Raw genomic sequence first — 26,780 nt, forward strand, 5'->3', positions numbered from 1 at the left:
TTTATTTTGTGGAACGGACTAATTCAACAGAGAACTTAGCGGTACAGCCATCAGATGTGATGGTTCTTGTGCCTTTGATCTTGTTGTCTGAAATATCATTAAGAAGAACGTTCATTTCTACATTCTTTTTGGCAGTAGAATCTGTTTTGAAAGACAACCTGATCTCATTGTTTTCAAACTTGCCTGTATACAGCCTTACCAGATTATTGTTATTGATGATTTTGGTAATAGGCTGGGTAGAATCGTTATCAAACTCCCAGGTGTCAGTACGTTGATCACCCACAGCATACTCACTGCAGTTAGACTCTGTACAGATTACTTTTCCATTCCATGGACCGGAAATTTCAGCGGGCCATGAAGAAGTAATAACTACCGAATCTTTTTTGGCAAAAATACTGTCTCTCATTTTCAGGAGCGACTGATATTCGGATTCTTTCTTCGCGAATACTTTTTCTTTTTCTAATAATTGTTTTTCCCTGTCTGTCAGGTTTTTCTCCTTCTCTTTGTAATCACAGCTTACAAGAAAAAAAGAGGCGACCAGAAATAAAAAAAATGTGTTTTTCAGCATATTGTATAGGTTGGAGTATACAATATAGGAAAAATGGAGGGAATATGAAAATACTCCCTGACGATGTTCTTTAGTATTCTAAAGGAATAAAGACAATTCCCGACACGTCAAACCCTTGTATATTGGTCTTCCAGACAGGAGATGTTTTTACGATATTGGTGAGTTGTTTTTTGATGGTATCAGAAATATTCAAATTTTTTATTTCCACAAAAGTTGGAACTCCGTTTGGCTCTATATCTAAAATAAGAACAGAATTTCCTTTCTCTTTTTTCTTATATTTATTTTCCAAGGCCGGATATATGTTTTTTTCAATCCATTGATACAATGCTGCTTCACCACCTTCGAATTCAGGATGCGGAGGTTTATTGTCTTTAAATTTTGGAGGAAGATTCTTAGGATAAGAGGTCAGATTTGAATTTTCTTTGACTAATGTTAGCACTCCTTTTTTATTGGGACTATAGATTTTATGGTTGATTTTTTCTGTGGTAAGATCAATATCTACAAAATGAATTTCTGCGTTATTCATTCTGTACATACCTCTGTGAGTTTCTTCCCCTGATATTTTTTTAACAAGAGCATTTTCTCTGATAGTATCCCCTTTATTAGGAATCAGATATAATTCCTGATCCGTTTCTTTGTCTTTTTTGTTTTGAATATAGATTTTGTAATCAAAACTTTTCAGTTTGATATCTTCCCTGGGCTCTGCTTTTTGAGAAAGATAAAATGCAGGAAGAAGTAAAACAGTAATGATGGATAGTTTTTGCTTCATGGTTATAAAGTTGTGTTTTGACAAATGTAAAGAAATTCTGATACTTACCTATAAATTTTAATCGAATTTAATGGTGAGAAATGCAATACAGCAAATAGAAAAATGAGGAAATTTTTCACATATTATGATACTTTCTGCCTCCTGAACATCTCCGGTTTGTAATTAATAATAAAAACGCCACAGATGATCATAACAGCTGCAAGAATAAACTTGAAAGTCACTTTCTCATCCATAATCAGCCAGCCTAAAAATATAGCAATGATGGTATTGATATAGGCCAGAATAGAAACCTGTACCGGCGAAATTTTTGTCAGTGCATAATGGAAGGCAAAAAAAGCGGCTACTGAACCAAAAACAGAAAGGTATAACATGGCTGAAATGCTCTTTACAGACCAGTTTCCAAAGTTATAATTTTCAGAAAACAGGAATGCAAAAATAATCTGAACAACCCCTGCAAACAGGAACTGATAGAACAGATTCAACGTTATATTTCCGCTCTGGATATTTAATTTTTTGGTGAAAATGGTTCCGGAAGCCCAGCCTGCAATGGCACAGAAGAGGAAAATCATCCCCATTCTGTAATCAGGGTTGGCAAGATCTTGCAGTCCATTCCAAAAAATAAAAAGAATTCCGCTGAAACATAACAAGACGCCACTAAGAGCCCGTACACTGAACTTTTGTAATCCCACAGCTACACTTCCCAAAAAAACAAGGATAGGAGAGCAGGCACTGATCAGTGAGGCAAGACTGCTCGAAACAGTTTCCTCAGCTACTGTAGTCATACCATTCGCAACAACCAGCATCAGGGAAGAAAAAACAACCTGATATCCTAAGCTTTTCCAGCCAATCCATTTGAATTCCTTTCTCGAAAGTAGAACGACAAGCATAATGAGAGAAGCCAAAAACTGACGGATTCCTGCTACAAACCAGGCAGGAATGGTTTCCACTGCCACGCGTATAGCCAAAAATGTAGTTCCCCAAACCATAGAAACGGTAAGAACAGCAAAAATAAGTTTATAATCTTTCAATGTAAATAAGTAGTGTAACACACAAATGTAGAGGTTTTGAAGAAAAAAGAATGGGTACAGTTGTTTTAATTTTTGATGATACAGATGGTAAAAGGGGAAATAATTGATGATTGATTGGATTTTGTTTGATTGTGATAAAAGAACTTCCTGCTTCCTTCTTCCAACTTCCCGCTTTATTTTTTTATCTTTGAACATCTAATAAAATTGAAGATGGTAGGAATTATTATGGGCAGTCAGAGTGATCTGCCGATCATGGAGCAGGCTGCAAATTTTCTTAAAAGCCTGGATATCCCTTATGAACTAACTGTAGTTTCAGCACACAGAACACCGGAAAGAATGTTCGATTATGCAAAAACCGCTCAGGAAAGAGGGTTGAAAGTAATCGTAGCAGGAGCCGGGGGGGCGGCACACCTTCCGGGAATGGTGGCAAGCTGTACAACACTTCCGGTAATTGGGGTTCCGATCTTGTCCAGTAATTCAATAGACGGATGGGATTCTGTTTTATCTATTCTTCAGATGCCCGGCGGAATTCCGGTAGCTACTGTAGCTTTAAACGGTGCTTTGAATGCAGGAATTTTAGCGGCAAAAATTTTAGGAAGCGGAAATGAAGAAGTAGCAGCAAAACTTCAGAAATACCAGGATTCCCTAAAAGATAAAGTATTAGGAACGGTAGAGGATATCAAAGCCCAGCATCCAAATCATTTTGACAAATAGCTTATCTTTAAACTCAAAATAAAAGCCTCACTTTTCAGCGAGGCTTTTTTGTTTTTATTTCTTAATGAATTTTGAAGAAATTGTTTTTTCTTTTAGAATGAGTTGTAAAATATAATTTCCAGGAGTTAAGGTCTGAATATTAATCTGCTCATCCCCCAAATTTCCGCTTAAAACCATTCTTCCGCTTGCATCAATAATTTTAAAGTCTTTTGCATTGGAATTTTTTACATAAATAATATCTGTGGCAGGATTCGGGTAGATATTGATTTCACCTTTTATCTTTACATCAGAAGTTCCAAGGAAGGATTGACATTCTCCGTTATATGTATCTCCGCTGATTGTCCAGCCTTTATTGTTAATCAGATTGTTTCTTGCAGTTACTGCTGCATTATGGGAATAAGTAAGAGGAGAAACTGAGGTTAGGTTAATGTCATTTGGTGTTGAAGGATTCAGGCTCCAGCCATACAGCGTGCTGTCATAATTCTGGCAGTTCAGCGCAGAATTTTTGAACATATTGGAAGCGTACAATAATGAACTGAGATTCCATTTTCCCAGATTTTGGTTGAAAGCAATTGCGTCGTTGAACATGCTGTTCATACTTTTTACTAAACTTACATTCCATTTTCCTATATCCTGATTGAAACTTTTTGCACCTTTGAACATCTCCTGCATCCATTCTACTTTTCTTGTGTCCCAATTGGAAATATTGCTGTTGAAATTTTCTGCATTATAAAACATACCATGCATAAATTTGACATTTTGGGTGTCCCAGTTGCTGATGTCCTGATTAAAAACTTTTGCACCTACAAACATATTATTCATTTCAATAATCTGTGTTGTATTCCAGTTTCCAAGTGGTTGATTGAAATTTAAAGCATGCGAGAACATGAATTCTGCATCAAGATTACTAGACATATCCCAATTTCCAATAGGTTGATTAAACTGAGTTGCTCCACTAAACATAGCGGTAGTAGCAGTTACTTTGGAGGTATCCCAATTCGCTAATGGCTGATTGAAAAGCTTCGCTGCATTGAATGTTATACCCATCATGGTAACATTAGATGTGTTCCAGTCTCCAACCGGCTGATTGAATACAAAACATCCTGTGAACGTTCCCAGTAGCGTCGTTACATTGGCAATATTCCAGGTATTGATACTGGAATTTCCCACTAAGCCATAACAACCTGAAAACATGTAAGACAAATCTGTGACCTCCTTCAGATCAGGAATGTCTGTGGCGGTAAAATCTAAAATTTTGCATGCCTGAAATGCCTGTTCCATAGAAGACCACTGAATATTTCCCCATTGTTCTATCAATTGTATTTTATGAACATCCCCTACAATTCCGTTGTCATTAAATATGTCCCAGTCAGCAAATCTTATCTGGTGAAAATTTCCGTTTCCGTTACTTACTTTTAACCGGTAAGTGGCATCTGATGGATTGGGGTTGTGCGGAACTCCGAAATCGATCAGGGTCTGATAAGCAGAAGTTACATTTGTTAAGGTTGCATTGTGTGAAGGATAGCCTATTTCTTCCCAATAGATTTGATAGTTTGTTCCTCTTCCTGGAAACCAGATTTGATTATTATTTGAGTTAACAGGAATTCCTGCATAAGGATAGGAAGGCGGGGTAAGATTGGGTTTCCATACCGTGATAAATTCATTTTGTGCCTTTACCAGGAATATCAGCAAAAGAAAAATGAGTGTTGGAATTTTTTTTAAAATCATGATTATCGTTTTATGGTATTAGGTTATTGTTTAATGAATGGAAATGAATGAATCTTATTCTCTGTCAAGACCTGCAGAATATAATTTCCCGGAGACAAAAGTCTGACAGTAATTTCTTCATGTTTCAGATTATCTTTGGCAACAGTTCTTCCACTCATATCAGTTATAATATAACTTTCCGGCTTCGGAATGTTTTTCAGATAAATATGATCTTTTACAGGATTGGGATAAATGGAAGCTGTATTGATGGTTGCCGTTTCAGAAGTTGAAAGTGTTTGATTGCAGAGTCCATTGTAAACATCACCGGATATCGTCCAGCCTTTATTATTGATTAAATAATTTCTTGCAGCTACAGCATCAGCATGAGAATAGACCAATGGTGATGCATTTGATAGATTAATATTAGCAGGTGTTGATGAGCTTTGACTCCATCCGTAAAGGGTTTTGTCATAATTCAGGCAGCTCATAGCAGAGTTGAGAAACATATCGGTAGCGGTTGTTAATGAACTTAGATTCCATCTTCCAATATTTTGGTTAAAAGCGGTGTCATGGAACATTTCATTCATATTAGTGACATTTCCTGTATTCCAGTTTTGAATATCCTGATTGAAGTTGTGAGCAGTATGGAACATATGCTCCATGGTGGTAACTTTTGCGGTATTCCATTTTCCCAAAGGCTGATTGAATCCTGTATTGTCAAACATATATGACATATCTGTAACATTGGAAGTATCCCAGTTTCCCAATGGTTGGTTAAAGAGATAATCATCACCAAACATATAATACATATCTGTAATTGTAGAGGTGTTCCATGTATTGAAAGAAGGATTGCCGAGTAATGAAGTACATAAATAAAACATCTGACGCAAACTGGTTACCATACTGAGGTCTGGTACATCAGTAGCTGTCACATCCATATAGTCGCAGAATACAAAAGCATTGTCAAAGCTTTTCCATTTTATATTTCCCCATTGAGTAATTTGTGTGATTTTCGTGCGGTCAGGGGCATTATAAGTGGGAATTATTGTATTATCAAAAAACCTTACCTGATCAAAGCTGCCGGTTCCGTCACTAATTTTGATTCTGTAGCTGGCCTGGGCAGAAGATGGATTTAATGGTGTTCCTAAGTTGATAGTAAATTCAGTAGTTGAGGTTACATTGTGCATTGTTCCGGTATGTTGCGGATATCCTACCTCTTCCCATGACACCTGGAAGTTAGTTCCTCGGCCGGGAAATTTAATGAGCTGTGCATTTTGGGGTTTCCAAATGGTGATGAACTCATTTTGTGTTTTTATTGTGAGTATCAACAATAGGAAAATGAGTAACGAGATTTTTTTTAAAATCATGATTATAGTTTATGGTATTAGTTTTAAGGTGAAAATAGAAATGAGTGAATATTTTTAATTATATCTCTATTTTATGATATAAATATATGGAAATTTTAAAATATTAGTAATCTTATTCGTTAATGTTTTAATTATTTTTTATTTTGATCAAATAAAAAACTCTCCGTTTTGGAGAGTTTTATTTTATTCCTGAAGCATATTGTCACGTGTATTTTTCTGGACTGCGATGGCTCCGAAGAGAGCGAGCAGAAAGGCAAAGGCATAAAAACCTTTTTCACTCGGAAGAATAGTGGCGTTCCAAAGTCCAATGGCCAGCAATACAATAGATGATAATGTAGCAAACCAGCAGATCCCGTAATAAATGTCTGTTACCTGAATATTTTCTAACCTGTCACGTACTGCTTTTTGTAGAGAAACAACGGCAAATAGGCCATAAAGAAGAATAGTAAAATAATATCCTTTTTCATTCAGCAGCATTTCAGCTCTTGCAAGACCGACGATGAAACCAATCATTCCTGCTCCCAATGCTACCCATGATGCAGCGACGAATGCATTCGATACTCTTTGTTTTTTCATAGTTTAATGTTTTATTTAAGAGGGCTAAGATATTCATTTTTTATAAATAGAGCTCTAGCAGAGGGGAAATATGGGAAAAATACGGATTGTTATATTCATGGATTTTAAGTTTTGGCTAAAGCCGGTTGATTTTATTTTATTATAAAAACGGGTTCCCTTCGTCTATGCTCAGGATTATAGTCCGTTCTTATTGAATATGTATAGAATACCTCCAAATTCATAGCTCATAATCTATAATTCAAAATTTTCCCCTAGCCCCGATAGCAGCGGTTACCCCGGAACTTGCGTTGAGAGCCTTCGGCTTCGCTCAGGGTGACAGTGCTGGCGTGAGGAGTATAAGCGGATAGCGGGATCAGCTCATAAAAAAACTCCCCAAAATTGGAGAGTCTGTTATTATTGAGTGATATATTCGTAATTATACTGAGCTGAAAGGTTTCCGTTGGCTTCTTTTGAGACTACCTGAGTAGGTAAACCGGCGCTGTTGTATTGTATCGTAGAGGTTCTGGTTTGGTTTTGTATCCAGGTCCCGTTACTTTTGTAGCTTATCTTTTCTATCAGATAATTATTGGGGCTCATCACAATAGCTCTGCCCATCATAATTCTAATATACTTATTGAGATTGGTATATGGGTTCAGTTTATCATCGTAGGAATACACAACTTTAGTGCTGGATCCTCCACCCTCTGAAATCTCTGATGAAATATTGTTCCCATTATAAGCATACGTATCAACGATGGGATTGGAACAGTCTGGCGACTGGCAAAGAGATGTAGAGATTACCTGTCCGTTGGTATTATAATTATAGGTAATCGTTCTGTTGTAATCCGGATGAGTGTTGTAGATTGCTTTAACGCTTGCCAGCTGATCTCCGTTATAATTAAAAGCAGAATAGTATTCCAGTGTCTGGTTGGTATTATAATGATTTATCTTTACAGGTTTCCCGTTATTGTATTCAAATGTGGAAGTTCCATAGACAGACGAAGTTTTTATAAGCTGTCCCTGACTATTGTATTCAAGGGTTTCTACGCTGGTTTGAGGCTGTGATGGATTATCATAGTAAACTGTAGTGATTTTACTTAATAACATTTTTGGTTCGGAAGGATTATTGGTTCCCTCATTATCATCATTGCCGCTGCAGCTGTTAAGGAATACAACAGGGCTCATCATTCCCAGAAATAAGTAGTTTTTCATGTTATTTTTTTAGTTGACAAAAATACGGAATTGCCTTGCGGCACTCCATAAAAAATCCCACTATCTTAGAAATAGTGGGATCATATCATGTTTTATTTAAATCTTAGTATCTGTAGTATTCAGGCTTGAATGGCCCTTTTACATCTACACCGATATATTCAGCCTGCTCAGGAGAAAGAGTTTCAAGTTCTACGCTTAATTTCTTAAGGTGTAAAGCTGCTACTTTTTCATCCAGGTGCTTAGGAAGCATATATACTTCGTTACCATAAGCTGCAGAGTTGTTCCATAATTCGATCTGAGCCAAAGTCTGGTTAGAGAAAGAGTTAGACATTACGAAACTTGGGTGGCCAGTAGCACATCCTAAATTTACCAATCTACCTTCTGCAAGGATGATCACTTCTTTTCCTTCAATAGTATAAATATCAACCTGAGGTTTCACTTCAGATTTAGTCTGACCATAGTTTTTGTTTAACCAAGCCATATCGATTTCGTTATCGAAATGTCCAATGTTACAAACGATAGCTTTATCTTTCATTTTAAGGAAGTGTTCTCCTCTTACGATATTGAAGTTACCTGTTGTAGTGATGATGATATCAGCGTTGTCTACTACAGTGTCTAATCTTTTTACTTCATACCCGTCCATAGCAGCCTGAAGCGCACAGATTGGGTCAATTTCAGTAACAGTAACGATAGAACCAGCTCCTCTGAATGAAGCTGCAGTACCTTTACCAACATCTCCGTATCCGCAAACTACCACTCTTTTTCCGGCCAACATTACGTCTGTAGCTCTTCTTACTGCATCTACAGCAGATTCTTTACATCCGTATTTGTTGTCGAATTTAGATTTAGTTACTGAATCGTTTACGTTGATTGCAGGCATTACTAAAGTTCCGTTCTTCATTCTTTCGTACAGTCTGTGAACACCTGTAGTGGTTTCTTCAGAAAGACCTTTGATATCTTTTGTGAATTCAGGGTATTTATCAAAAACCATGTTTGTTAAATCTCCACCATCATCCAAAATCATGTTTAATGGCTTTCTGTCTTCACCAAAGAATAAAGTCTGCTCAATACACCAGTCAAATTCTTCTTCATTTAAACCTTTCCAGGCATACACCGGAATTCCAGCAGCAGCAATAGCAGCAGCAGCGTGATCCTGTGTAGAGAAAATATTACAAGATGACCAGGTAACTTCAGCTCCTAAAGCTACCAATGTCTCGATAAGCACAGCCGTCTGGATTGTCATGTGAAGACATCCTGCGATTCTTGCTCCTTTCAGTGGCTGAGATGGTCCGTATTCTTCACGGATAGACATCAAACCAGGCATTTCTGCTTCTGCAAGGGTAATTTCTTTTCTACCCCATTCTGCAAGGGAGATATCCTTAACTTTATAAGGAACGTATTGTGTTGTAGTACTCATATGTAATGAATAATTTTAAATTCAATTGATTACGAAAGGCAAAATTACGATTAATAATTAAGATATAAAAACGGCAGATCAAGTTCAGTTTTATGAGATTAAACATGAATTAATATTATTTAGTCTTAATATAAATAATTAATTTTAACTGATAAATAAATATATTATGAACCATACCCATACAGAAAAGAAAATCAAACCTGTTGCTCCAAAAGTACAGGAACTCATCAATGCTTCAAAAAGTATTATTCTGGCTACTGTAGATGCAGAAGGGAATCCCAATTCAAGCTATGCTCCTTTTGTTCAAGTAGAGCATACATTTTATATCCTGGTATCTTTCATGGCAAAACATACTAAAAACCTTGCTGACGGAAGAAAAACATCCATCATGTTTATTGAAGATGAATCAGCAACGAAGCAGATCTATGCCCGTGAAAGGCTGACTATTGAAGCAGGAGCGTCTCAGATTGAAAGAGATTCTGAAGTATGGAATACTGTAGTTGCCCAACTTAAAGAGGCTCATGGTAAAGTAGTGGATGTCATTTCTGAAATGGGAGATTTTATTTTAATTGCCTTGCAGCCTGTAAAGGGATCTTATGTAAACGGATTCGGAAGCGCCTATTTTGTAGATGCAAATCTTGAAATTGTAGAGCATAGAAATGATGTGAATCATCAGTCTAAATAATTAAGCTGGATGTTGGGAGCGGGAAGCTGGAGGTTTATAAAGATTAAGGAAACAAAGAGTTTGTTTTTTATCGACAATTTCTTTTATCTGGTTTACAAATTATTTTTATAACAAATAGTAACTTCCATTCTCCAGCTCCCAGCTTCAAGCTTTTTTTAGTATTTTTGTCTCATATAAAAAAGAATGCCACTCTACAGAGATTTTTCAGATGATAATGCCACCATCCTTGTTTGGAAGTATGATGAAAGTGAAGAATTGGATATCCATAAGCTTCTGGAACCGGAAAATGCTGAGAAGGTAAAAGATTATCATCCTAAAAAATTATTGGAAGTCCTGATGGTACGCAAGCTCCTGAAAGGATTAAAGCCCAATTCTAAGATTTTATATAAAGAAAGAGAGCCTTTTCTTTCTCCCAACGATGCAGAGATTTCCATTACGCATTCTTTTCCCTTTGCTGCCATTGCCATTTCTAAAAATAAAATAGGGATTGATGTAGAAAAGTTCAATCCTAAGATTTTAAGGGTAATTGATAAATTTACCTATGAAAATGAGCGCGATTTTATTCCTGAAGATAAAGCAGATACTTTTTATACAATTATATGGAGTGTAAAAGAAAGTATGTATAAAATTCACCACTCAAAATACTGGTCTTTAAAGAAAAACTATGAGGTGAAGCCTTTCGAGCTGAAGCATCTTCATAAAATAAGCTGCCGTGTCTATGACGACCAGTTTTCAGATGAATTCAAGGCCAGGGTAGAGTTTTTCGATGACTACTGCTTTACGATTGTGGAGGAGTAGGATCTGTCTCGTTTTTGTACTTCTCGATTACTTTTCTCTGTTCTTTTGCTACATCATAGATCAGTTCCAGAATATCATGGATGTTTTTAAGCTCCGTTAAATGGGATATTTTATCTGGATCTCTTCTGTCTACAATGTCATTTTCCTCAATCTCGGTTTTTCTTTTCAGAAGCATATCTTCAATGGAAGAATCTTCCGGCTCAAGACGGCTTTCCATTTTCAACGTTTCGTTGATGTCATTTCCGTTGAGGAGGGCAGAAGTTTGCTGCATTTCTGCTTCAATCTTCCGGCTCCAGCTTTCAGCATCTATTTCAGGATATTGTTCATTACTCTTGGAATATTGAGAAAGAGAAGCGGTATATGCTGTGATCAGGTGTGATGTTGCCACAAACTGGTGAACAACTTCCAGTTTTTTCTGCTGATTTTTAGGATCCGAAATCATTCTCTGAAAATTGTCAGAAAGGTTGGCCAAAGAAATGATCGCATTTTTTCGCTTTACCTTATAATCTTCAAGATCAAAATTTCCCTGTAAGAATTTGGAAATCACACTCTGAAAATAGATAAGGTTGTCTGCAGCAGACTTCTTCATCAGATCCAGGTTTTGGGTATGTTCCCAAACCGGCAGTACTATATAAGATACTGCAAAAGCAATGATTCCCGCAATCGCTGTATCAAATATTCTGTCTTTAAAAATGATATTGACTTTCCCTGGATTTAAAAAATTAAAACTCAGGAAAACATAAATTGTCATGAATAATACCGCCCAGAAATAACGTCCTTTCAGAAAACTGAAACACATAATCATGCTGATAAGAAGAATAGCAAATAAAACACCGTTAATATGTACAAAATGCAGAATGGCGTAAGCAATGCTGGCCCCTGCAATTGTGCCATAGAGACGGAGCAGGTTTCTCTGTTTCGTGATGGAGTAGGCTGGTTTTAAAATGGCTGTAATGGTAATTAATATCCAATACGTATGTCCCAGTCCCAGAACATCAAACATCGAGAAAATATACCCCAGCAGCAAAGCCGTTGTAATTCTTATTGCATGGCGGAAATGGGAAGAGGATAACGAAATATTATTTCTTAAAACCTTAGCATTGAGTTTGGGCTCATTAGGCATGAATTTTTTCAAGTCTAATCCTGTGGATAAACTTTTTGCCAGTTTTATATTCTGAGAAAATACTTTATAGATCTCGTTGATTTCTTTCGTAATTTCATAGATACGCATCAGGATCTGGCGCAGGATCATGAAATTTTCCAGATTATCAGGAGAAAGCTGCTTATTTCTGAGTTCGAAATAATTGTAATTAAGACTTTTTAATTCCTGTTCCAGATTTACCATCGGCTTTGCTCTGGTACCACTTTGAAGGGCAATTCCGATATTGGTGATCTCCTCTGCCAAAAGATTGAGATAATCATGGATATTAACAAGGATCATACTGTCCTCAAAACTTTGCTGAAGCTTCTGATAATCGCTTTCGGAAGTCATCAGCTTCTCATGAAGGTCCATGGAATTCAAAAACATCAGCATCAATAAACGACTGGTTGTTGTAGATTCATTGACAATAGTTCTTGTTTTAAAAACAGTTTCTCTGGTGTCTTCCTGTAAGTTTTTTATTGCAATTTGTTTTGCAATAACCTGAGTGGTCAGTTTATTAAAATCCGGATTTTTCTGATAATAATTAGCTTTAATCTTTAAAAACTCGGCCAGCTGAAGATAATTTTCCCCAATCATCTGGCTTGCCAGTTTATAGGGACGGATTGTCGTTACAATAAGGAATATAAGTAGGAACCATATACAGCCTGAAGCAAAGATCAGAAGACTTTTAAAAATATTACTTCCTGTAAGATGACCGTCAATAAAAATGGCGAGTACAACGAGTGACAGCGAACCTACTGCCGCCAATCTCTGACCGTAAACCCCGATCAGGGAGAAAAACATCCCAAATACGATGACTTCCAGAATTACCAATATTTTGATATTCATCACAAGACTTGCGATGAGCGCGACAAAAACAAAACAGAGGATTGCAAAAGTAAGGGCATTCCTTCTTCTGATGAAAGGCCCGGGCTGATCTGTAAGAGCTACAAAGCTGGTTCCTAGAGGGAAAAGAAAATATTCCTTCAAAAGCCCGAAGTGGGCGAGGACTAAACAAGGCAGAACAGTAGCTAATGTAATTCTGATAGCAGAATATACATACTGGCTGGTTACAAATTTTTTTAGCTCTGCCGAATAGTTCATACTACAAAAATAGCTATTGAATTTAAGAAAATCGCCATAAAAGAAAGACTTTTGTAAACTTAAATATTATATTTTTTTAATTGAGCTGTAGGACTATTTAAAAATAAATTGACAGAAGAAACATATGAATGATTCACAACTCATAATTGGTTATTTTTAACACAACAGCTAACAAATCTTGTTCCACGAATTCTTACCTTAGCTTATCTCAAGCTTAAATTATCATTTTATGAAGATCATCAGTAAAAATATATTAGCCATTTTGTTTTCTTTTATCATGTTAAGCTGTATTTCACAGAAGAAAAGCAGTTTTAAGGCAAAGAAAATTTATGAATCAAAAACTCTGATTATCACCCAGATTTCAGAAAACACATTTATTCATACTTCTTTTAAGCAGACCAATGATTTCGGGAATGTTCCCTGTAACGGATTGATTGTAAAAAACCATAATGAAACTATTGTTTTTGATACGCCCACTAATGATGAAAGTTCAGATGAGCTGATACAATGGATCAATGAAAAACTTCATGCGAAAATCAATGCAGTGATTCCCACTCATTTTCATGATGATAGTTTAGGAGGATTGCTGGCGTTTCATAAAAAGAATATTCCTTCTTATTCCTATGCTAAAACAATAGAACTAGCCAAAGAAAACAATTTCGTTGTCCCTGAAAACAGTTTTAATGATTCTGTGGTTCTGAAAGTGGGTGATAAGGGTGTTATTGCTAAGTATTTCGGAGAAGGTCATACAAGAGATAATGCTGTTGGATATTTCCCAAGTGAACATATTCTGTTTGGAGGTTGTTTGTTGAAAGAGCTTGAGGCGGGCAAAGGATATTTAGGAGATGCAAATGTCTCTGCGTGGTCAAATACCATTGAAAAAGTAAAAAAAGAATATCCCGACGTGAAAATTGTAGTTCCGGGACATGGAGATTATGGAGATGGGAGACTTCTTGAGTATACCATTACATTATTTAAAGGTCAATAGTGAATTTTTGCTTCGCAAAGTGAATGGTGAATTTTTATAGTATGTAAAAGAAATTGACAAGCGAAGCGGATTGACCCTTTCACAATTGATATAAAAAAGCCTCAATACAATGTATGAGGCTTTTTTATATAGCTGTAGCTTTTTTTAACGATCGTTGTTGGATGTTTCTTCTCCGATGTTCCAGGTAAGACCGAAACGAAGCGTGTTATCCAATGCGCTATTGATTTTAGACATGTTGATCAGGTAAGAAAGATCAAGTCCGAAAGAACGGTATCTTAAACCAACACCCGCTGTAGCAAACTGTCTTGCTCCCTGCTCTTCACTTTCATGGAAGTAACCTCCTCTTACAGAAAATGCATTGTCATAAGAATATTCTAAAGCACCACTGTACATGATACTGTTTTTATTTTTGAAAGATTTTCCAATACCAGCCATTGGCCCTACATTCGGGATTTGATAAATAGGCTGTCTTGTATTTGGATCAATTCCTGCATATTCAGATCCGGGAACCAAAAGTTTTGAACCTTCTACAGAAATTCCAACTCTGTTCATATCATCCAGGTACATGTCATACCCAACTCCTAATCTTGCCATTGTAGGAAGATAAGATCTTGACTCTTCATTTCCTGTATAATCCAGTTTCGGACCTACATTCTGAATAGCTAAACCTGCATTCACTTTACCATCATATCCTCCGATACTGGAGAATCTTGGTGAGGTATAGTATGCTGAAACGTCTACTGCGAAACTGTTTGCTGCTTTAAGTGTAGTGTCTGTGTTGAATCCTCCGGCTAAGTCTGAACGGATAAATCTACCGGTAACAGCACCAGAGAATGAATCAGAAAGCTTCAAAGCATAAGCAACGTCAATTGAGAATTCGTTTGGTTTTGATGTACCCATTGATGCAATTTCTGTACCTACCAACTGAGTCAGGTCTACCTGTCCCATGTTGAAATAATAGATACTTGCAGAGATTGTAGATCTCTCTTCCTGCCCCAAAAACTTATGGAACGAAGCATATAATAAGAATACATCATTGGTAAGTTTCCCCATGTAAGGCGTATAGTTAAGACCTACGGAAGAACTTGTTCTGCTGAAAGGATATTTAGCCGCATTCCAGAATTGTGAAAATGCATCCGGAGAGGTTACCACCCCTTGATCTCCCATACCTCCTGATCTCGCATCAGGCGCAATTCTTAGGAAAGGAGCTCCGGTAAGAACTGGGTTTACTTTACCTAAATCTTGCGAATAGCCTAAAAAACCAGCACTCAAACCAAATCCTAAAAGCAGTTTAGTAGTTAAATTCATATGTTGTCTTTTATATATTATCAGTTTTTTGTTAATATTATTGTCTATGTATTATTTAATTATTTCAAAAGTACCATTTTTTCTACAGCTGTAGCACTTCCTTTGCATTTTTCTTGATTTTGACTTTTTGCAAATATCTTAAAAATATACGTACCTTTTGCTACTGTTGACCCAAAATCATCTCTTCCGTCCCATTCTATTGCCTGACGAGGGGTTCTAAAGCCCTGTAGGAACGGTTCTGCGACTACCGGCTGCGATAAAGTTCTTACCAATCTTCCGGTTATAGTATAAATTTGTACGTTCACATCCAGAATATCATCACAATTGTGTTCAAACTGAATATAGGTTTTATTTGTAAATGGATTTGGCCAGTTTAGCGGACGGTTGATCGTCAGGTGTTGGTCAGATTCATCTTTAACTTCAAAATTTAACGTAGCAGATGTAGAATTATTGTTTATATCCCAAACTTTAAATGTCAGTTGGTGTTGTCCAATCGCTAAATTTCTGAAAGGATAGGTTACATTTCCTTTTTGGTAGTCAGCAAGACTTGGATTTAAACATCCGTTTCCTTCTCCTGCAGAGTAGAAATCATTTAAAACAACGGTATTGATAATCTGCCCGTCCAGGTACGTGGTAATATCGTGACCTACCCCTGAACCTGTAGAGTTGATTCCTGTGTCATCTGTAAGACAGGCAAGAAGCATTGGATTCTGGTTGGTAATTCCACCATCTGCAAAGTTGGTGTTATTCATATACAGTTTTACTTTTGGAGGCTGGCTGTCATTGATTCCATTAGGGTTGATATCACCTACTTGCACCGCCTGGTTGTTGAAAACATCCGTTGACTTGTTGTCTGCATAGGCTAAAATTCTTCCCTGTCCCACCGCATAGTTGATATCTTTAGGAACATAGAATTCTGCAGTGAATACTCCGTTTACAGCAGTTCCAGCAGCTTTTACAATAGCACTTCCTTCCTCTGTATAATCTAAAACCGGGGTTAAAACACCGGTATTATTTAATGTTTTCTTATTTAATCTCTTATCAAAAATATTGATGCTGACTTTCCCGTTGAAGGTATTGTTCAATGTTCCGTTCGGATTATTGATGTGTCCTTTTATTTTCACGAAATCCAATCCTCTGATCAGTCCCGGAACCGGAGTTTCAATATTGTCAATGGTAAGAAGTCTTTGAGGTCTGCTTAATTTCATAGCAGGGTCACCCAGGAAGTTTACCTTTAAATGGTTATTGTTTGGTCCCTTCTGTTTTTTAGCCAGTAAATGGGCATTTCCTAACGTATTGAAATCGTCATTCGTTAGTTTAAAAATATTCTGGGTAAATGTATTCGTGAAATCACGTCCGTAATCTACACCAATAGCACGGCTGGAAGTAATCATTGTTGATGCACCTCCCTGTTTCATTTTGATAAACTGTTCCCCTACAGAATTGGTTGCAGGCTCATCCCATAATGTAAATTCACAGGTGATGGTAGAAACAAACGGGAATCTGCTGTATACATTAGAGAAGTTATTGGCATTCTGAACCTCAGTAGTTGTTAATACTCTTTCCTGTGCCCAGCCATTGATTCCTCCATGTCCGAAATAAAACAGATATAAACTGTTTCCGATAGCATTGGAAATAGCCTGGTTTACCTGTGGATATCTTCGACCTCCAGAGGTACTCTGAGCGGTAAAGGTATCCATATATAACTTTTTAACATTATATTCTTTAAGTTCCGTCTGTCCCGGTTGTTCAAATATGCCGGCCAGAGAACTGTTCATTACATTATGAAACGGACCTCCTCCCTCATCATTATCATCCACTACAAAGTCAAGTCGCATACGCCAGTCTCCGAAAGGAGTTGACTGCCCCTGAAGTTTGTTGTAATAAGCCAATGTTTTATTGATCATATCTCCAGCTTCACTTGCGTTTGCAGCAGGAATTCTTCCTACAGGCAGATCCGGTAAATTGTTTTCAATTAACAATGTGGTCTGCGGTTTGGTCATTACAATATAATCATCCGTTACAAATGAGGATACGTAATCTGAAGACTGTTCACTCTGGTAGCTGGCAACAACGTTTGTATTATTGGGAACTCTGTTTTTATAATCAAATGAAGCATCCCCCAGGATAAATACGTATTGAAGTCTGCCAAGAGGAGTATTGAGTTTGCTGATGAAATCTCTTATAGCTGTAAGATCTTTACTTCCGCTGCCATATTCTTCATAGATTTTGTTAACGTCTACAATTTCTACATTATAATTATGAGCAGTCTGATGATAGTTGGCAATTCTCTGTGCCTGGCCCATCATTTCAGGAACCGTCAGAATCAGGTAATCTATATTTTGTAAGGCAGAAAGATTTTGATTGGAAATTCTTCCTACAAACTGTGGGCTGAAAGCCGCATCAGCACGGAATGCCACAAATTCATTATTGAAATTCTGATCAGCAGCTGTATAAGCAAAGTTGAAAGCGCCGGCTCCGGCTTTATTCACTCTTCGGTTGGCATTGGTAATATCCGTTACATCCCATACCTGTTCTATATTAGCAGCATTGGTAATGCTGAATCCGTAATCTGTATTACTTCCACTTACAATTGAATAATCCCTGAAGTTCATCTGTGAACCATTGAACGCAAGATTTTCTTTGTACTGAACTTCTGCATAATCAAAATAGAAAGTTCCGTTAGGGTTTTTAGAAATATCAGGATTCAAAACCATTGTAATCTGATTTCCGGTAAGATTGGTAAGCGTTCCGGAATACGTTACAGGGTAGAAGGTATACTGATAAGATGAAGTATCTGTAGGAATCGTTTGCAGTGGATGCGGATTTAAATTATTGATCTTAAAATCAATCGTATTCTGTTGCGAATTATAGGCTACCACCTGAGTTCTGTATCGTATAACATCACCAGCTTGTATGGGTGAGTTGGTAGAAAGTGTTATTGTTTTTTCATTGCTGAATGGAGTGTCTTCCACCCAGGTTCTTCCTACTTTCAACAAGTTTTTCTGATCCTTGTTGATCACCTGGTAATTGTCATATCTTGTAATCAGCTGGGCAGGAAGGGTTCCATCAACAGTTGGAACTCTCTTCCCTGAACCTTTGTCAAAGTTGATATAGTAATAAGAAAAATCTTCATATATATTTTTAACATTATTACTTCTTTCGCTGAACCGGGTATCTTTTCTTTTAAAACCATTTCCATTGGAAGTGTCGTAAAGATTATATCCATCGGGACCCTGAGCGTAGAAAAGAGCATAATCATTATCGTTCCATACCCCGTCATCTTCACCTACTACCTGAATGGCATTTTCCTGTAAAGCTCCATATCTTGCATCCTGATTATATTCAGGAAGCAGTACCCCTCCGTTTCCATAAATTCTGAAATTTTTAGGATTTACAGAGCCGGGATTGATTCCGTTATCTTTTAAAAACTGGGATGTGATTTTGAATACACCGGACTTGTCAACTTTTATTTTATAAAAGTTACCACTTGATAATGGGTTGCCGGTTGTTCCTATCTTATTAACAGTTCCTGTAGTATTGACAAATGAAGAGGCTTCTGAAACATTAAACGAAGATAATCTCTGAACACGGCCTTTTACATTTTTAAACAAAGCAACACTTATACTGGCATAGCTGTCTCCATCTAAATTATAATAAGAAACATCTGCTACATCATAATCAGGGAGTCTTCCTTTATCCAACTCAAATAAATCCTGAGTAGGAACGCTTTCCCAGACAAGATCTGAAATTTTAAGCTGCTTTTCTCCGATTTTTTGCTTGGTTACTATAAAAACATTATTTTGGCTGAAAGAAAAACCCTCATTTTTAAAATTAGGAAGATTTAATTTTGTGTCGCCAAAATCCTGAATTTTCGATCCATTCCATTCTATGGTGTTTCTTTGGGCGTAAAGTGTTGATGCAAAAGCGATTAAAGATAAAAGCGTAATTTTTCGTTTCATGTTTACTATTGAAATTGCTAAATTACAAAATAAATGAAAATTTTAGAATTAAATTGCGATACAATAAAATTAAATTGTTAACGTTTTTCAAAAAAATCAAATGTTTACTTGATTTATTGAATAATTTATTTTTTCTTTGTACTTTGAAAATATTTATATCGACTATGAAAAAACTAAAGTTGTTTTCATTAATAGCATTAAGTTCTACACTTGCATTAACCAGCTGTGGCGGATCAGGAACCAGCAAAGGTGGCGGTACCAAAAAATTTGTCAGTAAAACGGGTTGGAAACCAAACGAAAAACAAGGTTGGTTTTTTGCAGGAAAGCAACAAAAGCAGAAGGGGTGGCCTGGAATGGTATATGTAGAAGGTGGAACTTTTACAATGGGATTAGTGAAAGATGATGTTATGCACGATTGGAATAACACGCCTCGCAGGATGCAGGTAAGTTCATTCTTTATCGGAGAAACAGAAATTACTAACTACGAATACCGCGAATACCTGACATGGTTGAAGTATGTATTCCCACCAAGTGATCCTAGTTTTAAGGAAATCTATAACGGTGCATTACCGGATACCTTATTGTGGGACAACAAATTAGCAAGAAACGATTATAATGAAACGTATCTGCGTTCTCCGGAATTTGATTACTATCCGGTGGTAGGAGTTTCCTGGACTCAGGCAAACAGATACTGTGAATGGCTGACAGACAGAGCGAATGAAAAAGCTTTGATGCAGTCTGGTATTATTGCCAAAGATTTGTATATCAACGAATCCAACAACCAGGGAGGAACTGCATTCAACATGGATAAATTCAAATCGAATGATCCTGAAATGCAAGGATATATTAATGAAAAAAGAATGCAGCAAAAAACTGGTATGAAAACTACAAACCAGAGATTGCTTGCAGCTAACAGAGCTCCAAATTCTGCAATGGTACAGAAGTTCAGACTTCCTACCGAAGTTGAATGGGAATATGCAGCTCTTGGTATGGCAAAAACCAGAGAATATAACCAATACCTAGGAAAAAAACCTGAAATCGAAAGATTAAGAGGTACCAAAGGAAGAGACAGAGGAATGTTCCTTGAAAACTTCAAAATGGGTAAAGGTGACTATTCAGGAATCTCAGGATGGAAGAATGACGGTTCAGCACAGACTTCTGACGTAAGAAAGTATCCATCTAACGATCTTGGTGTATATGGTATGTTCGGGAACGTTTCAGAATGGACTGCGGATGTGTACAGACCAATCATTGATGAAGATTACAGTGATTTCAACTACTATAGAGGAAACATGCCTCAGGCTATCGTAAGAAACGGTGACGGAACTTATAAAATGATCGACGAAGGTACTATCAAATATGATACTTTGGCTGACGGTAGATTAGTTTACAAAGGACTTCCTGGACAATTCGAAAGACAAACTATCGCTGATTACAGAAACTACAGAGATGGTGACAGACAGTCTTCTTTAGAATATTACAGAGCTTCTGATTCTGCTGCCGGGTTCGATATGTACAATTCTCCTAAACAGAGCTTTGTTGTAGATGGAGCTGGTAGAGTGAAACTACAAAAAGATACCAAAGACAGAACTTCAGGAATTTCTAACGAGGTTAGAGTTGTAAAAGGTGGTTCTTGGCAGGATACAGCGTATTGGCTGGATCCGGGACAAAGAAGATATAAAAATCAAAACAGAGCTTATGGTTGGGTAGGATTCCGTGTTGCACAGGATGCCAGAACTAACGATAAGGGTAGAACTAGAAGATAATATTTATCAAAAAATACTTATAAAAAACCTTCCGAACTTTCGGAAGGTTTTTTTATTTTTGAACCATGAAATCGCTTTGGTTAAAAAGTCTAAAATACTCATATAGATTTGGCGATTGCATATGACCTCTTTTTAAAAAATATATATTTCCACATGAATATAGAACAGTTTTATCCTTTATTTCTGCAGGCTGCAAAAGTGACCATCGATAGCAGAAAAATAGCAGAGAATGATATTTTCTTTGCCTTTTCCGGTGAGAATTTCAATGCAGCTACATTAGCGGAAAAAGCCATAGATGATGGAGCTTTGGCCGTAATTGTTGAACTTCCGGAGTTTGAAAACAGAGATAAAAATATTTTCTATGTTCCATCTACCCTTGAATTTTTACAGCAATTGTCTCTTTATCATAGAAGTAAGCTTACCATTCCTTTTATTGGGCTTACAGGAAGTAATGGGAAGACGACGACTAAAGAATTGATTCATGCTGTACTCTCAGAAAAATATAATGTACAGTATACATTTGGAAATCTGAATAACCATATAGGAGTTCCTTTGACAATTCTTTCCATTAAACCGGAACATGAAATGGCTGTGATTGAAATGGGAGCTAATCATCAGAAAGAAATTGAATTCCTGTGTACCATCGCTCAACCCGATTTTGGGTATATTACCAATTTCGGAAAAGCCCATTTAGAAGGATTCGGAGGTTTTGAGGGGGTGATTAAAGGAAAGTCTGAGCTTTATGACTATCTTAAAAATGATAACAGAACTATTCTTGTTAATGAAAATGATCCTATTCAGGTAGAAAAAACTGAAAATTATTTACCTAAAATTACTTTTGGAAAAGAGACATCAGATTACAATTTTGAATCTTTTTCTGCAGAACATTTTGTAGGATTGACTTATCAGGGAGTAAAAGCAGTTTCAAAACTGACTGGAGAATATAATTTCACCAATCTTTGTGCAGCGGCAAGCCTGGGGCTTCATTTCGGAATCAGTTTTGAAAAAATAAAACATGCGCTGGAATTGTACACGCCAACCAATATGAGATCTCAGGTGGTGAAAAAAGAGGGTAGGACTTTGGTGTTGGACACCTATAATGCCAACCCGAGCTCTATGACCGCTTCTTTGAATAATTTCATCAGTTTTGAGGGCAGTAAAACCATTATTATTGGGGATATGCTGGAATTGGGTGATGAAAGTGAGAAAGAACATCAGAACATCTTAAAACTGGCTCAGGAACTTAACTTCAATGAAATTATTACCGTAGGAAAACATTTTAAAGAGGTTAATTCTTCAGATCTTGCTTTTGAAAATACAACAGTCCTGATAGAATATTTGAAACAAAATAAAATTCAGTCTGAAAATATATTGCTGAAAGGTTCCAGAGGAATTGCTTTGGAGAAGCTGATCGAATTTATTTAACAGAGTAAGGAAGCTGGAGGCTGGGAGAGGGAAGATCCTGAAGGCAAGTGAAGAGTATTCTCTTTTTTATTCAACTATATAAACTTCATTGTTAAATGATCTCCGAAAAAGTGGATTGCCGGATAGTAACTTCCAGCTTCACTCTTCCAGCTTCCAGACCTACTACTTATTTCTTCAAGTCCCAGAATTCCTGTACAATCAGTATAATATTTTTGAAGGTACTTGGGAAAACTTCATCCTCAATTTCTGCTGTTGTTTTCCAGGCCACTTCAGTAATACCTTCTTCTATTTGCGGCTTGGAAGTGTCTTCTCCGTCAAAGTTCATTTCAAACCAATGGGTACATTTTAAAATTTTCTCACCATTTCTTTCTACATAAATATGGTAAGTGGTATTGATGAATTTTAAGAGTTCAACATCACTAAGGCCGGTTTCTTCCTCTATTTCCCGTACTGCAGATTCTTCTCTGGATTCTCCTTTTTCCATTTTACCCTTCGGAAGATCCCATTTGCCGAGTCTTTTAATAAAAAGAATTTTCCCTTCAGGATTATTAACAAGGCCCCCAGCTGCTTCTATAATTCTGAAAAGCTTTTGAAATTCCTGCCATATTTCATCCAAATTCTCTCCATATACGTTAAGTTCCTGCACAGAAGTATTCTCCAGAAGATCCAAAGCGATCTCTAAAGTTGTATAATTTTCATACTCAAGCTTTTTTTCAAGAGCTTCCGGATGCTTAGATATCAATAATTTTTTTTCGTTGACAAAAACTTTATACATTTGTAATAGTTAAGAATTTAAATACAAAAATAAAAAATGAATTTAGAAGGACGAAAGATTATTGTCAATAAATCATCTAAAGAACTTACCGAGTTGTTAAAATCACCTGAAAACTATAAAGATTTTATGCCGGATGGTCTTCAAAAATTTGAAACAAGAGATAACGGATTTAAATTCGGATTACAGGGAATGCCGGAAATTGCGTTAAAAATAGACGAAGTAGATGATCAGAAAGCTGTTTTAAAATCTGCAAGTTCAAGCTTGGATTTCACATTAACAGCAACTTTAAACCCAATCAGTGATAATCAGACTGAAGTTCAGATGTTATTCGAGGGAAAATTCAATCCATTCATCAAAATGATGGTAGAAAAACCTTTACAGAACTTTATCAATACGCTTACCGATAAAATCGAAGCCTATAAATAACAAAAAAAACCTTCATTTTTGAAGGTTTTTTTATTTTAATATGAAAATTGTTATGCAATGACCCCTGAACAGTGGTCATAGGAACTTCCTGTAGCAGAAGACAGTACATTCACTTCATTATTTACTTTTAAAACACCCATAAAAGCGAAGATCAGGGCTTCCTTATAATCAATGATTTCTTTTTTAGGGATAATCACTTCAGCTTGTGTTTTTGATCTTATTTTTTCAATTAAAAATGAGTTGTAAGCACCTCCGCCGGTGATAAGAATATCCTTTATATTATTTTTATTGATAACATTGGCGATCTGCTGGGCGGTATGCTCTGTAAAAGTGGCCAGGGCATCTGGGATTTCAATATTTTTAAGAGCTGGAAATATATGTTTATTGCACCATTCGATTCCCAAAGATTTTGGGTGTGAATGCTGGTAGAAATCTAAAGCATTAAGATCGTTCAGTAAAGGTTCATTTATTTCTCCTTTTTGAGCAAGCGCTCCGTTTTCATCAAAACTTTTGTTGATTTGTTGTGCTAAATGATTCAATACAATATTAACCGGAGCTATATCAAAAGCGATTCTTTTTCCGTCTGAATGTAAAGATATGTTGGAAAACCCGCCAAGGTTTAAGCAGGCGTTATACTCCGAAAAAAGTAATTCATCACCTATAGGAACCAACGGAGCTCCGTTTCCATTCATCAGCACATCCTGGCTTCTGAAATCATAGATAACGGGTAATCCTGTTTCCAGTTTGATCGCTCTGCCGTCTCCTATCTGAAGGGTAAATTTTCGCTTAGGCTGATGGAAAATCGTATGACCGTGAGATGCAATCAGGCTGATGTTTTCGAGCTGATGCTTATGAATGAATTTTTTCACCTGCCGGCCAAGGTAAAAACCATATTCTGAATGCAGTTCCAGTAAATCTTCAGCAGAAAGATGAATAGAGTTTCGAAGTTTGTTTTCCCAATCCTCAGAATAGGGGATTGTCTCGGCTTTCAGGATCTGAAAGGTCCATTTGTCTTGTTTCTCAAATTCAGCAAGACAGATATCCAAACCGTCCAGACTTGTCCCGGACATCAGTCCAATAGCCAGAGCTTTCATTATTTTTTTGGATTATTTTTTATTCTCGGAAATTCTCTTTGAACTGAAATCTCCTGAGTTGTTATAGAAAGTATATTCTGAAAAGTCATCCTTTGCAGTCATTCCATTGGCGCCTACCAGCGTAGAGCCGTCTTCCATGGTAACATATACTGTATCTTTAGTATAGATTCTGTTCTTTCTTTGATCCCAATAAATACTCTGCATTGCAAATCTCTGTCCTTCATTGGTTTTTATCCTTACGTCACCTTTGGCTTCGTAGAATTTTTTATATTCAAAGATACGGGCGTATTTAGCTGTAATCCTTCCCGGAACTTTAGGTTTCTTTTTATCAAAAAACTCAATGTCAATTCCTTTTCTGGCTACTACATAAGGGCTGTCAATCAGCTCATACTTTTCAATGATGGGTGCTTTGGCTTTTAAAGTGATAAAGCCGGAGTCACGCTGTATAATATTGGCGTTGTTGATAATCTGTGAAGGGAAATTTTTGCTTTGGCTTCCATTTCTTTTGGTAAGATCCTCTTCACAGGATGTCAATATAAAAAATATAGCACAACTAAAAAGGCATGCTATATTTTTATATGATATTTTTTTTGAAAAATTCATTCTAGTTATAAAGAGTCTTTCGGAACCATTTATCAGCAAAATTAAAGCCGATTTTCAGGTTGACAAAATTCTGGTTGATCAGGTTGTTTTTAAGAGTTCCTCTTTTACCTACTTCCAGACCTATTTCCAGACCACTCATTCTTGTGATACTACTTGTTTTGAATGGAAGCATTACCCCGGCAGAAATACCGAATTTGTTGATGCTTGTTCCTTCCAGTTTAAGGTTTCCTCTCTCATAGAAAGCTCCATATCTGTAGATTACCCTTGAGAAGTAGTTTCTGAAGTTGTTATAGTTAGGAAGATACCATCCACCGGCAGAAACTCTGTACGTATCCTGAAAGTCGAAAGTTTTACCAAAATAAGAGATATCTTCTCCTTTTTTATAATCCACCTGTCCTGATAAGAACCAATGGTTTTCACTTCCATATCCAACCCCTACGGATGCTTGTAATGGAAGAAGGTTTTTAGATTTTGTTTCCTGCTGATCTATGATTGTCTCATATACCTTATTGGTTTCCTGAGCATCAGAGTATCTGTAAGTACTGTTGACGTATTCAGTAGTCATATTACTTGTGTTACCAAAAGTAGCAGTTGCTCCTACTGTGAATTTCTTATCAGTACGGGTATTTAAAGTCTGGTAGCTTGTACCAAGCGTAAAATTAAAGTTTCTGACTCTGTTTTTAGTTTGATAACCGTTAACATATTCACCAGCATAACTACCTGTAGCAGGGTTGTACGCACGGAATTCATTAAGGTCATTAAGGTCTCCAAAATAAAGGTTAGCTCTTGCCCCCACAGAAAGTTCCTGATTAATTTTATAAGAAACAGCAACCTGTGCAGCATTCAATGTTCCGCTGCCTTTAAAGTTATTTTTATACATTGGAGTTCCGTCTGCAGCTAATTGTTCATTTACGATATCGTAACTTTTAGAACTGTATGGCTGGTATGAAATCCCCATTTTCACTTTTGGAGATAGTGGAAATGCAAGAGAAATATTGGAAAGATACGTAGAATGCTTTGTAGATTTCATATCGTTATAGTTCGATTTGAAATAATTGTTTTCATTGGTAGCCTCCAGTCTGATACTCGTAAGTTCAAAATTGGCGTTGTTTGCCGGGTTGGCAAAATTGAAACTACTAGTGAAATCACTTATAAAAGCAGTTGATATACCTCCCATAGAAGTAGTCTCGATCGTATTATCATATTTCACATCTCCAATTCCATACGTTGCATAAGGCGAGTTGCTTAGACTCTGTGCATTTAGAAAATATCCAACTGATATGAATGATACTACAAAGATTTTTTTCATTCTTTATTTTTAAAACAATGCGCAAATATCTTAAATATTAATGAATTGTAAAAATTATA

Annotated in this window: 22 protein-coding genes; 7 read left to right on the forward strand and 15 right to left on the reverse strand. The window is 36.6% G+C overall.

The features are described from left to right. Position 1: 1 nt before the first annotated feature. The 3 genes from ACPF63_RS03960 to ACPF63_RS03970 form a co-directional block, all read right to left on the reverse strand. Entirely contained in the window at positions 2–568 is a 567-nt protein-coding gene (locus tag ACPF63_RS03960) for a hypothetical protein (RefSeq protein WP_426482052.1), read from the reverse strand. A gap of 70 nt (positions 569–638) precedes the next feature. After that, positions 639–1,337, reverse strand: a complete 699-nt coding sequence (locus tag ACPF63_RS03965; RefSeq protein WP_426482053.1) for a hypothetical protein — start codon at positions 1,335–1,337, stop codon at positions 639–641. Positions 1,338–1,459: 122 nt separating this feature from the next. Further along, positions 1,460–2,365, reverse strand: a complete 906-nt coding sequence (locus tag ACPF63_RS03970; protein ID WP_426483199.1) for a DMT family transporter — start codon at positions 2,363–2,365, stop codon at positions 1,460–1,462. Between the two features lie 210 nt (positions 2,366–2,575). Here ACPF63_RS03970 and purE point away from each other — a divergent pair, with 210 nt between their 5' ends. Next, the gene (gene purE, locus ACPF63_RS03975; RefSeq protein WP_077418424.1) at positions 2,576–3,079 is read left to right on the forward strand and encodes a 5-(carboxyamino)imidazole ribonucleotide mutase; all 504 of its coding nucleotides are present in this window, start codon (positions 2,576–2,578) and stop codon (positions 3,077–3,079) included. A gap of 54 nt (positions 3,080–3,133) precedes the next feature. On the opposite strand, the gene ACPF63_RS03980 is transcribed toward purE, so the two are convergent. From ACPF63_RS03980 to ahcY, 5 genes are all read right to left on the reverse strand, one after another. Next, entirely contained in the window at positions 3,134–4,807 is a 1,674-nt protein-coding gene (locus tag ACPF63_RS03980) for a BspA family leucine-rich repeat surface protein (protein ID WP_426482054.1), read from the reverse strand. 23 nt (positions 4,808–4,830) lie between these two features. Further along, entirely contained in the window at positions 4,831–6,153 is a 1,323-nt protein-coding gene (locus tag ACPF63_RS03985) for a BspA family leucine-rich repeat surface protein (protein WP_426482055.1), read from the reverse strand. Between the two features lie 183 nt (positions 6,154–6,336). After that, positions 6,337–6,729: an inner membrane protein YiaA gene (gene yiaA, locus ACPF63_RS03990; protein ID WP_034699887.1), complete on the reverse strand. Its 393-nt coding sequence runs from the start codon at positions 6,727–6,729 to the stop codon at positions 6,337–6,339. Between the two features lie 393 nt (positions 6,730–7,122). After that, positions 7,123–7,920, reverse strand: a complete 798-nt coding sequence (locus tag ACPF63_RS03995; protein WP_426482056.1) for a hypothetical protein — start codon at positions 7,918–7,920, stop codon at positions 7,123–7,125. 103 nt (positions 7,921–8,023) lie between these two features. Continuing rightward, positions 8,024–9,337 (reverse strand): adenosylhomocysteinase, encoded by a 1,314-nt coding sequence (gene ahcY / locus ACPF63_RS04000; protein ID WP_047378461.1) that lies wholly within the window; start codon positions 9,335–9,337, stop codon positions 8,024–8,026. Positions 9,338–9,503: 166 nt separating this feature from the next. Between ahcY and ACPF63_RS04005 the strand changes: the two genes are divergently transcribed. Both ACPF63_RS04005 and ACPF63_RS04010 read left to right on the forward strand, forming a co-directional pair. Next, positions 9,504–10,022 (forward strand): pyridoxamine 5'-phosphate oxidase family protein, encoded by a 519-nt coding sequence (locus ACPF63_RS04005; protein ID WP_426482057.1) that lies wholly within the window; start codon positions 9,504–9,506, stop codon positions 10,020–10,022. Between the two features lie 183 nt (positions 10,023–10,205). Beyond that, complete coding sequence (locus ACPF63_RS04010) at positions 10,206–10,820, forward strand: 4'-phosphopantetheinyl transferase superfamily protein (protein ID WP_426482058.1); 615 nt, start codon at positions 10,206–10,208, stop codon at positions 10,818–10,820. Here ACPF63_RS04010 and ACPF63_RS04015 read toward each other — a convergent pair. After that, entirely contained in the window at positions 10,801–13,065 is a 2,265-nt protein-coding gene (locus ACPF63_RS04015) for an FUSC family membrane protein (protein WP_426482059.1), read from the reverse strand. The two genes, ACPF63_RS04010 and ACPF63_RS04015, sit on opposite strands and share 20 nt — an antisense overlap. Positions 13,066–13,294: 229 nt before the next feature. Between ACPF63_RS04015 and blaCHM the strand changes: the two genes are divergently transcribed. Next, positions 13,295–14,053, forward strand: coding sequence for a CHM family subclass B1 metallo-beta-lactamase (gene blaCHM / locus ACPF63_RS04020; protein WP_426482060.1), 759 nt, complete (start codon positions 13,295–13,297; stop codon positions 14,051–14,053). Positions 14,054–14,197: 144 nt separating this feature from the next. On the opposite strand, the gene porV is transcribed toward blaCHM, so the two are convergent. Both porV and porU read right to left on the reverse strand, forming a co-directional pair. Beyond that, entirely contained in the window at positions 14,198–15,361 is a 1,164-nt protein-coding gene (porV, locus tag ACPF63_RS04025; RefSeq protein ID WP_047378455.1) for a type IX secretion system outer membrane channel protein PorV, read from the reverse strand. A 59-nt stretch (positions 15,362–15,420) separates the two neighbouring features. After that, positions 15,421–19,323 carry a type IX secretion system sortase PorU gene (gene porU / locus ACPF63_RS04030; protein ID WP_426482061.1) on the reverse strand — a complete coding sequence of 1,301 codons (3,903 nt, stop codon included), beginning with the start codon at positions 19,321–19,323 and terminating at the stop codon, positions 15,421–15,423. Positions 19,324–19,487: 164 nt separating this feature from the next. Between porU and gldJ the strand changes: the two genes are divergently transcribed. Beyond that, entirely contained in the window at positions 19,488–21,089 is a 1,602-nt protein-coding gene (gldJ, locus tag ACPF63_RS04035; RefSeq protein ID WP_149386588.1) for a gliding motility lipoprotein GldJ, read from the forward strand. A gap of 153 nt (positions 21,090–21,242) precedes the next feature. After that, positions 21,243–22,514 (forward strand): UDP-N-acetylmuramoyl-tripeptide--D-alanyl-D-alanine ligase, encoded by a 1,272-nt coding sequence (locus ACPF63_RS04040; RefSeq protein WP_426482062.1) that lies wholly within the window; start codon positions 21,243–21,245, stop codon positions 22,512–22,514. A 166-nt stretch (positions 22,515–22,680) separates the two neighbouring features. Here ACPF63_RS04040 and ACPF63_RS04045 read toward each other — a convergent pair whose 3' ends face one another. Further along, on the reverse strand, positions 22,681–23,289 hold the full coding sequence (locus tag ACPF63_RS04045; protein ID WP_426482063.1) for an NUDIX hydrolase: 609 nt from the start codon (positions 23,287–23,289) through the stop codon (positions 22,681–22,683). A 36-nt stretch (positions 23,290–23,325) separates the two neighbouring features. Between ACPF63_RS04045 and ACPF63_RS04050 the strand changes: the two genes are divergently transcribed. After that, complete coding sequence (locus tag ACPF63_RS04050; protein WP_047387661.1) at positions 23,326–23,715, forward strand: hypothetical protein; 390 nt, start codon at positions 23,326–23,328, stop codon at positions 23,713–23,715. 50 nt (positions 23,716–23,765) lie between these two features. On the opposite strand, the gene ACPF63_RS04055 is transcribed toward ACPF63_RS04050, so the two are convergent. From ACPF63_RS04055 to ACPF63_RS04065, 3 genes are read right to left on the reverse strand one after another with little or no spacing between them, the layout of a single operon-like run. After that, entirely contained in the window at positions 23,766–24,809 is a 1,044-nt protein-coding gene (locus ACPF63_RS04055) for an anhydro-N-acetylmuramic acid kinase (protein WP_426482064.1), read from the reverse strand. A gap of 12 nt (positions 24,810–24,821) precedes the next feature. Further along, entirely contained in the window at positions 24,822–25,412 is a 591-nt protein-coding gene (gene lptC, locus ACPF63_RS04060) for an LPS export ABC transporter periplasmic protein LptC (RefSeq protein ID WP_034699921.1), read from the reverse strand. A gap of 1 nt (position 25,413) precedes the next feature. Next, a complete protein-coding gene (locus ACPF63_RS04065) occupies positions 25,414–26,721 on the reverse strand; it encodes a membrane protein (RefSeq protein WP_047387668.1) in 1,308 nt (435 codons plus the stop codon). Positions 26,722–26,780: the final 59 nt, after the last annotated feature.

This window comes from Chryseobacterium sp. R2ACT005, assembly GCF_049949215.1.
Classification (GTDB): domain Bacteria; phylum Bacteroidota; class Bacteroidia; order Flavobacteriales; family Weeksellaceae; genus Chryseobacterium.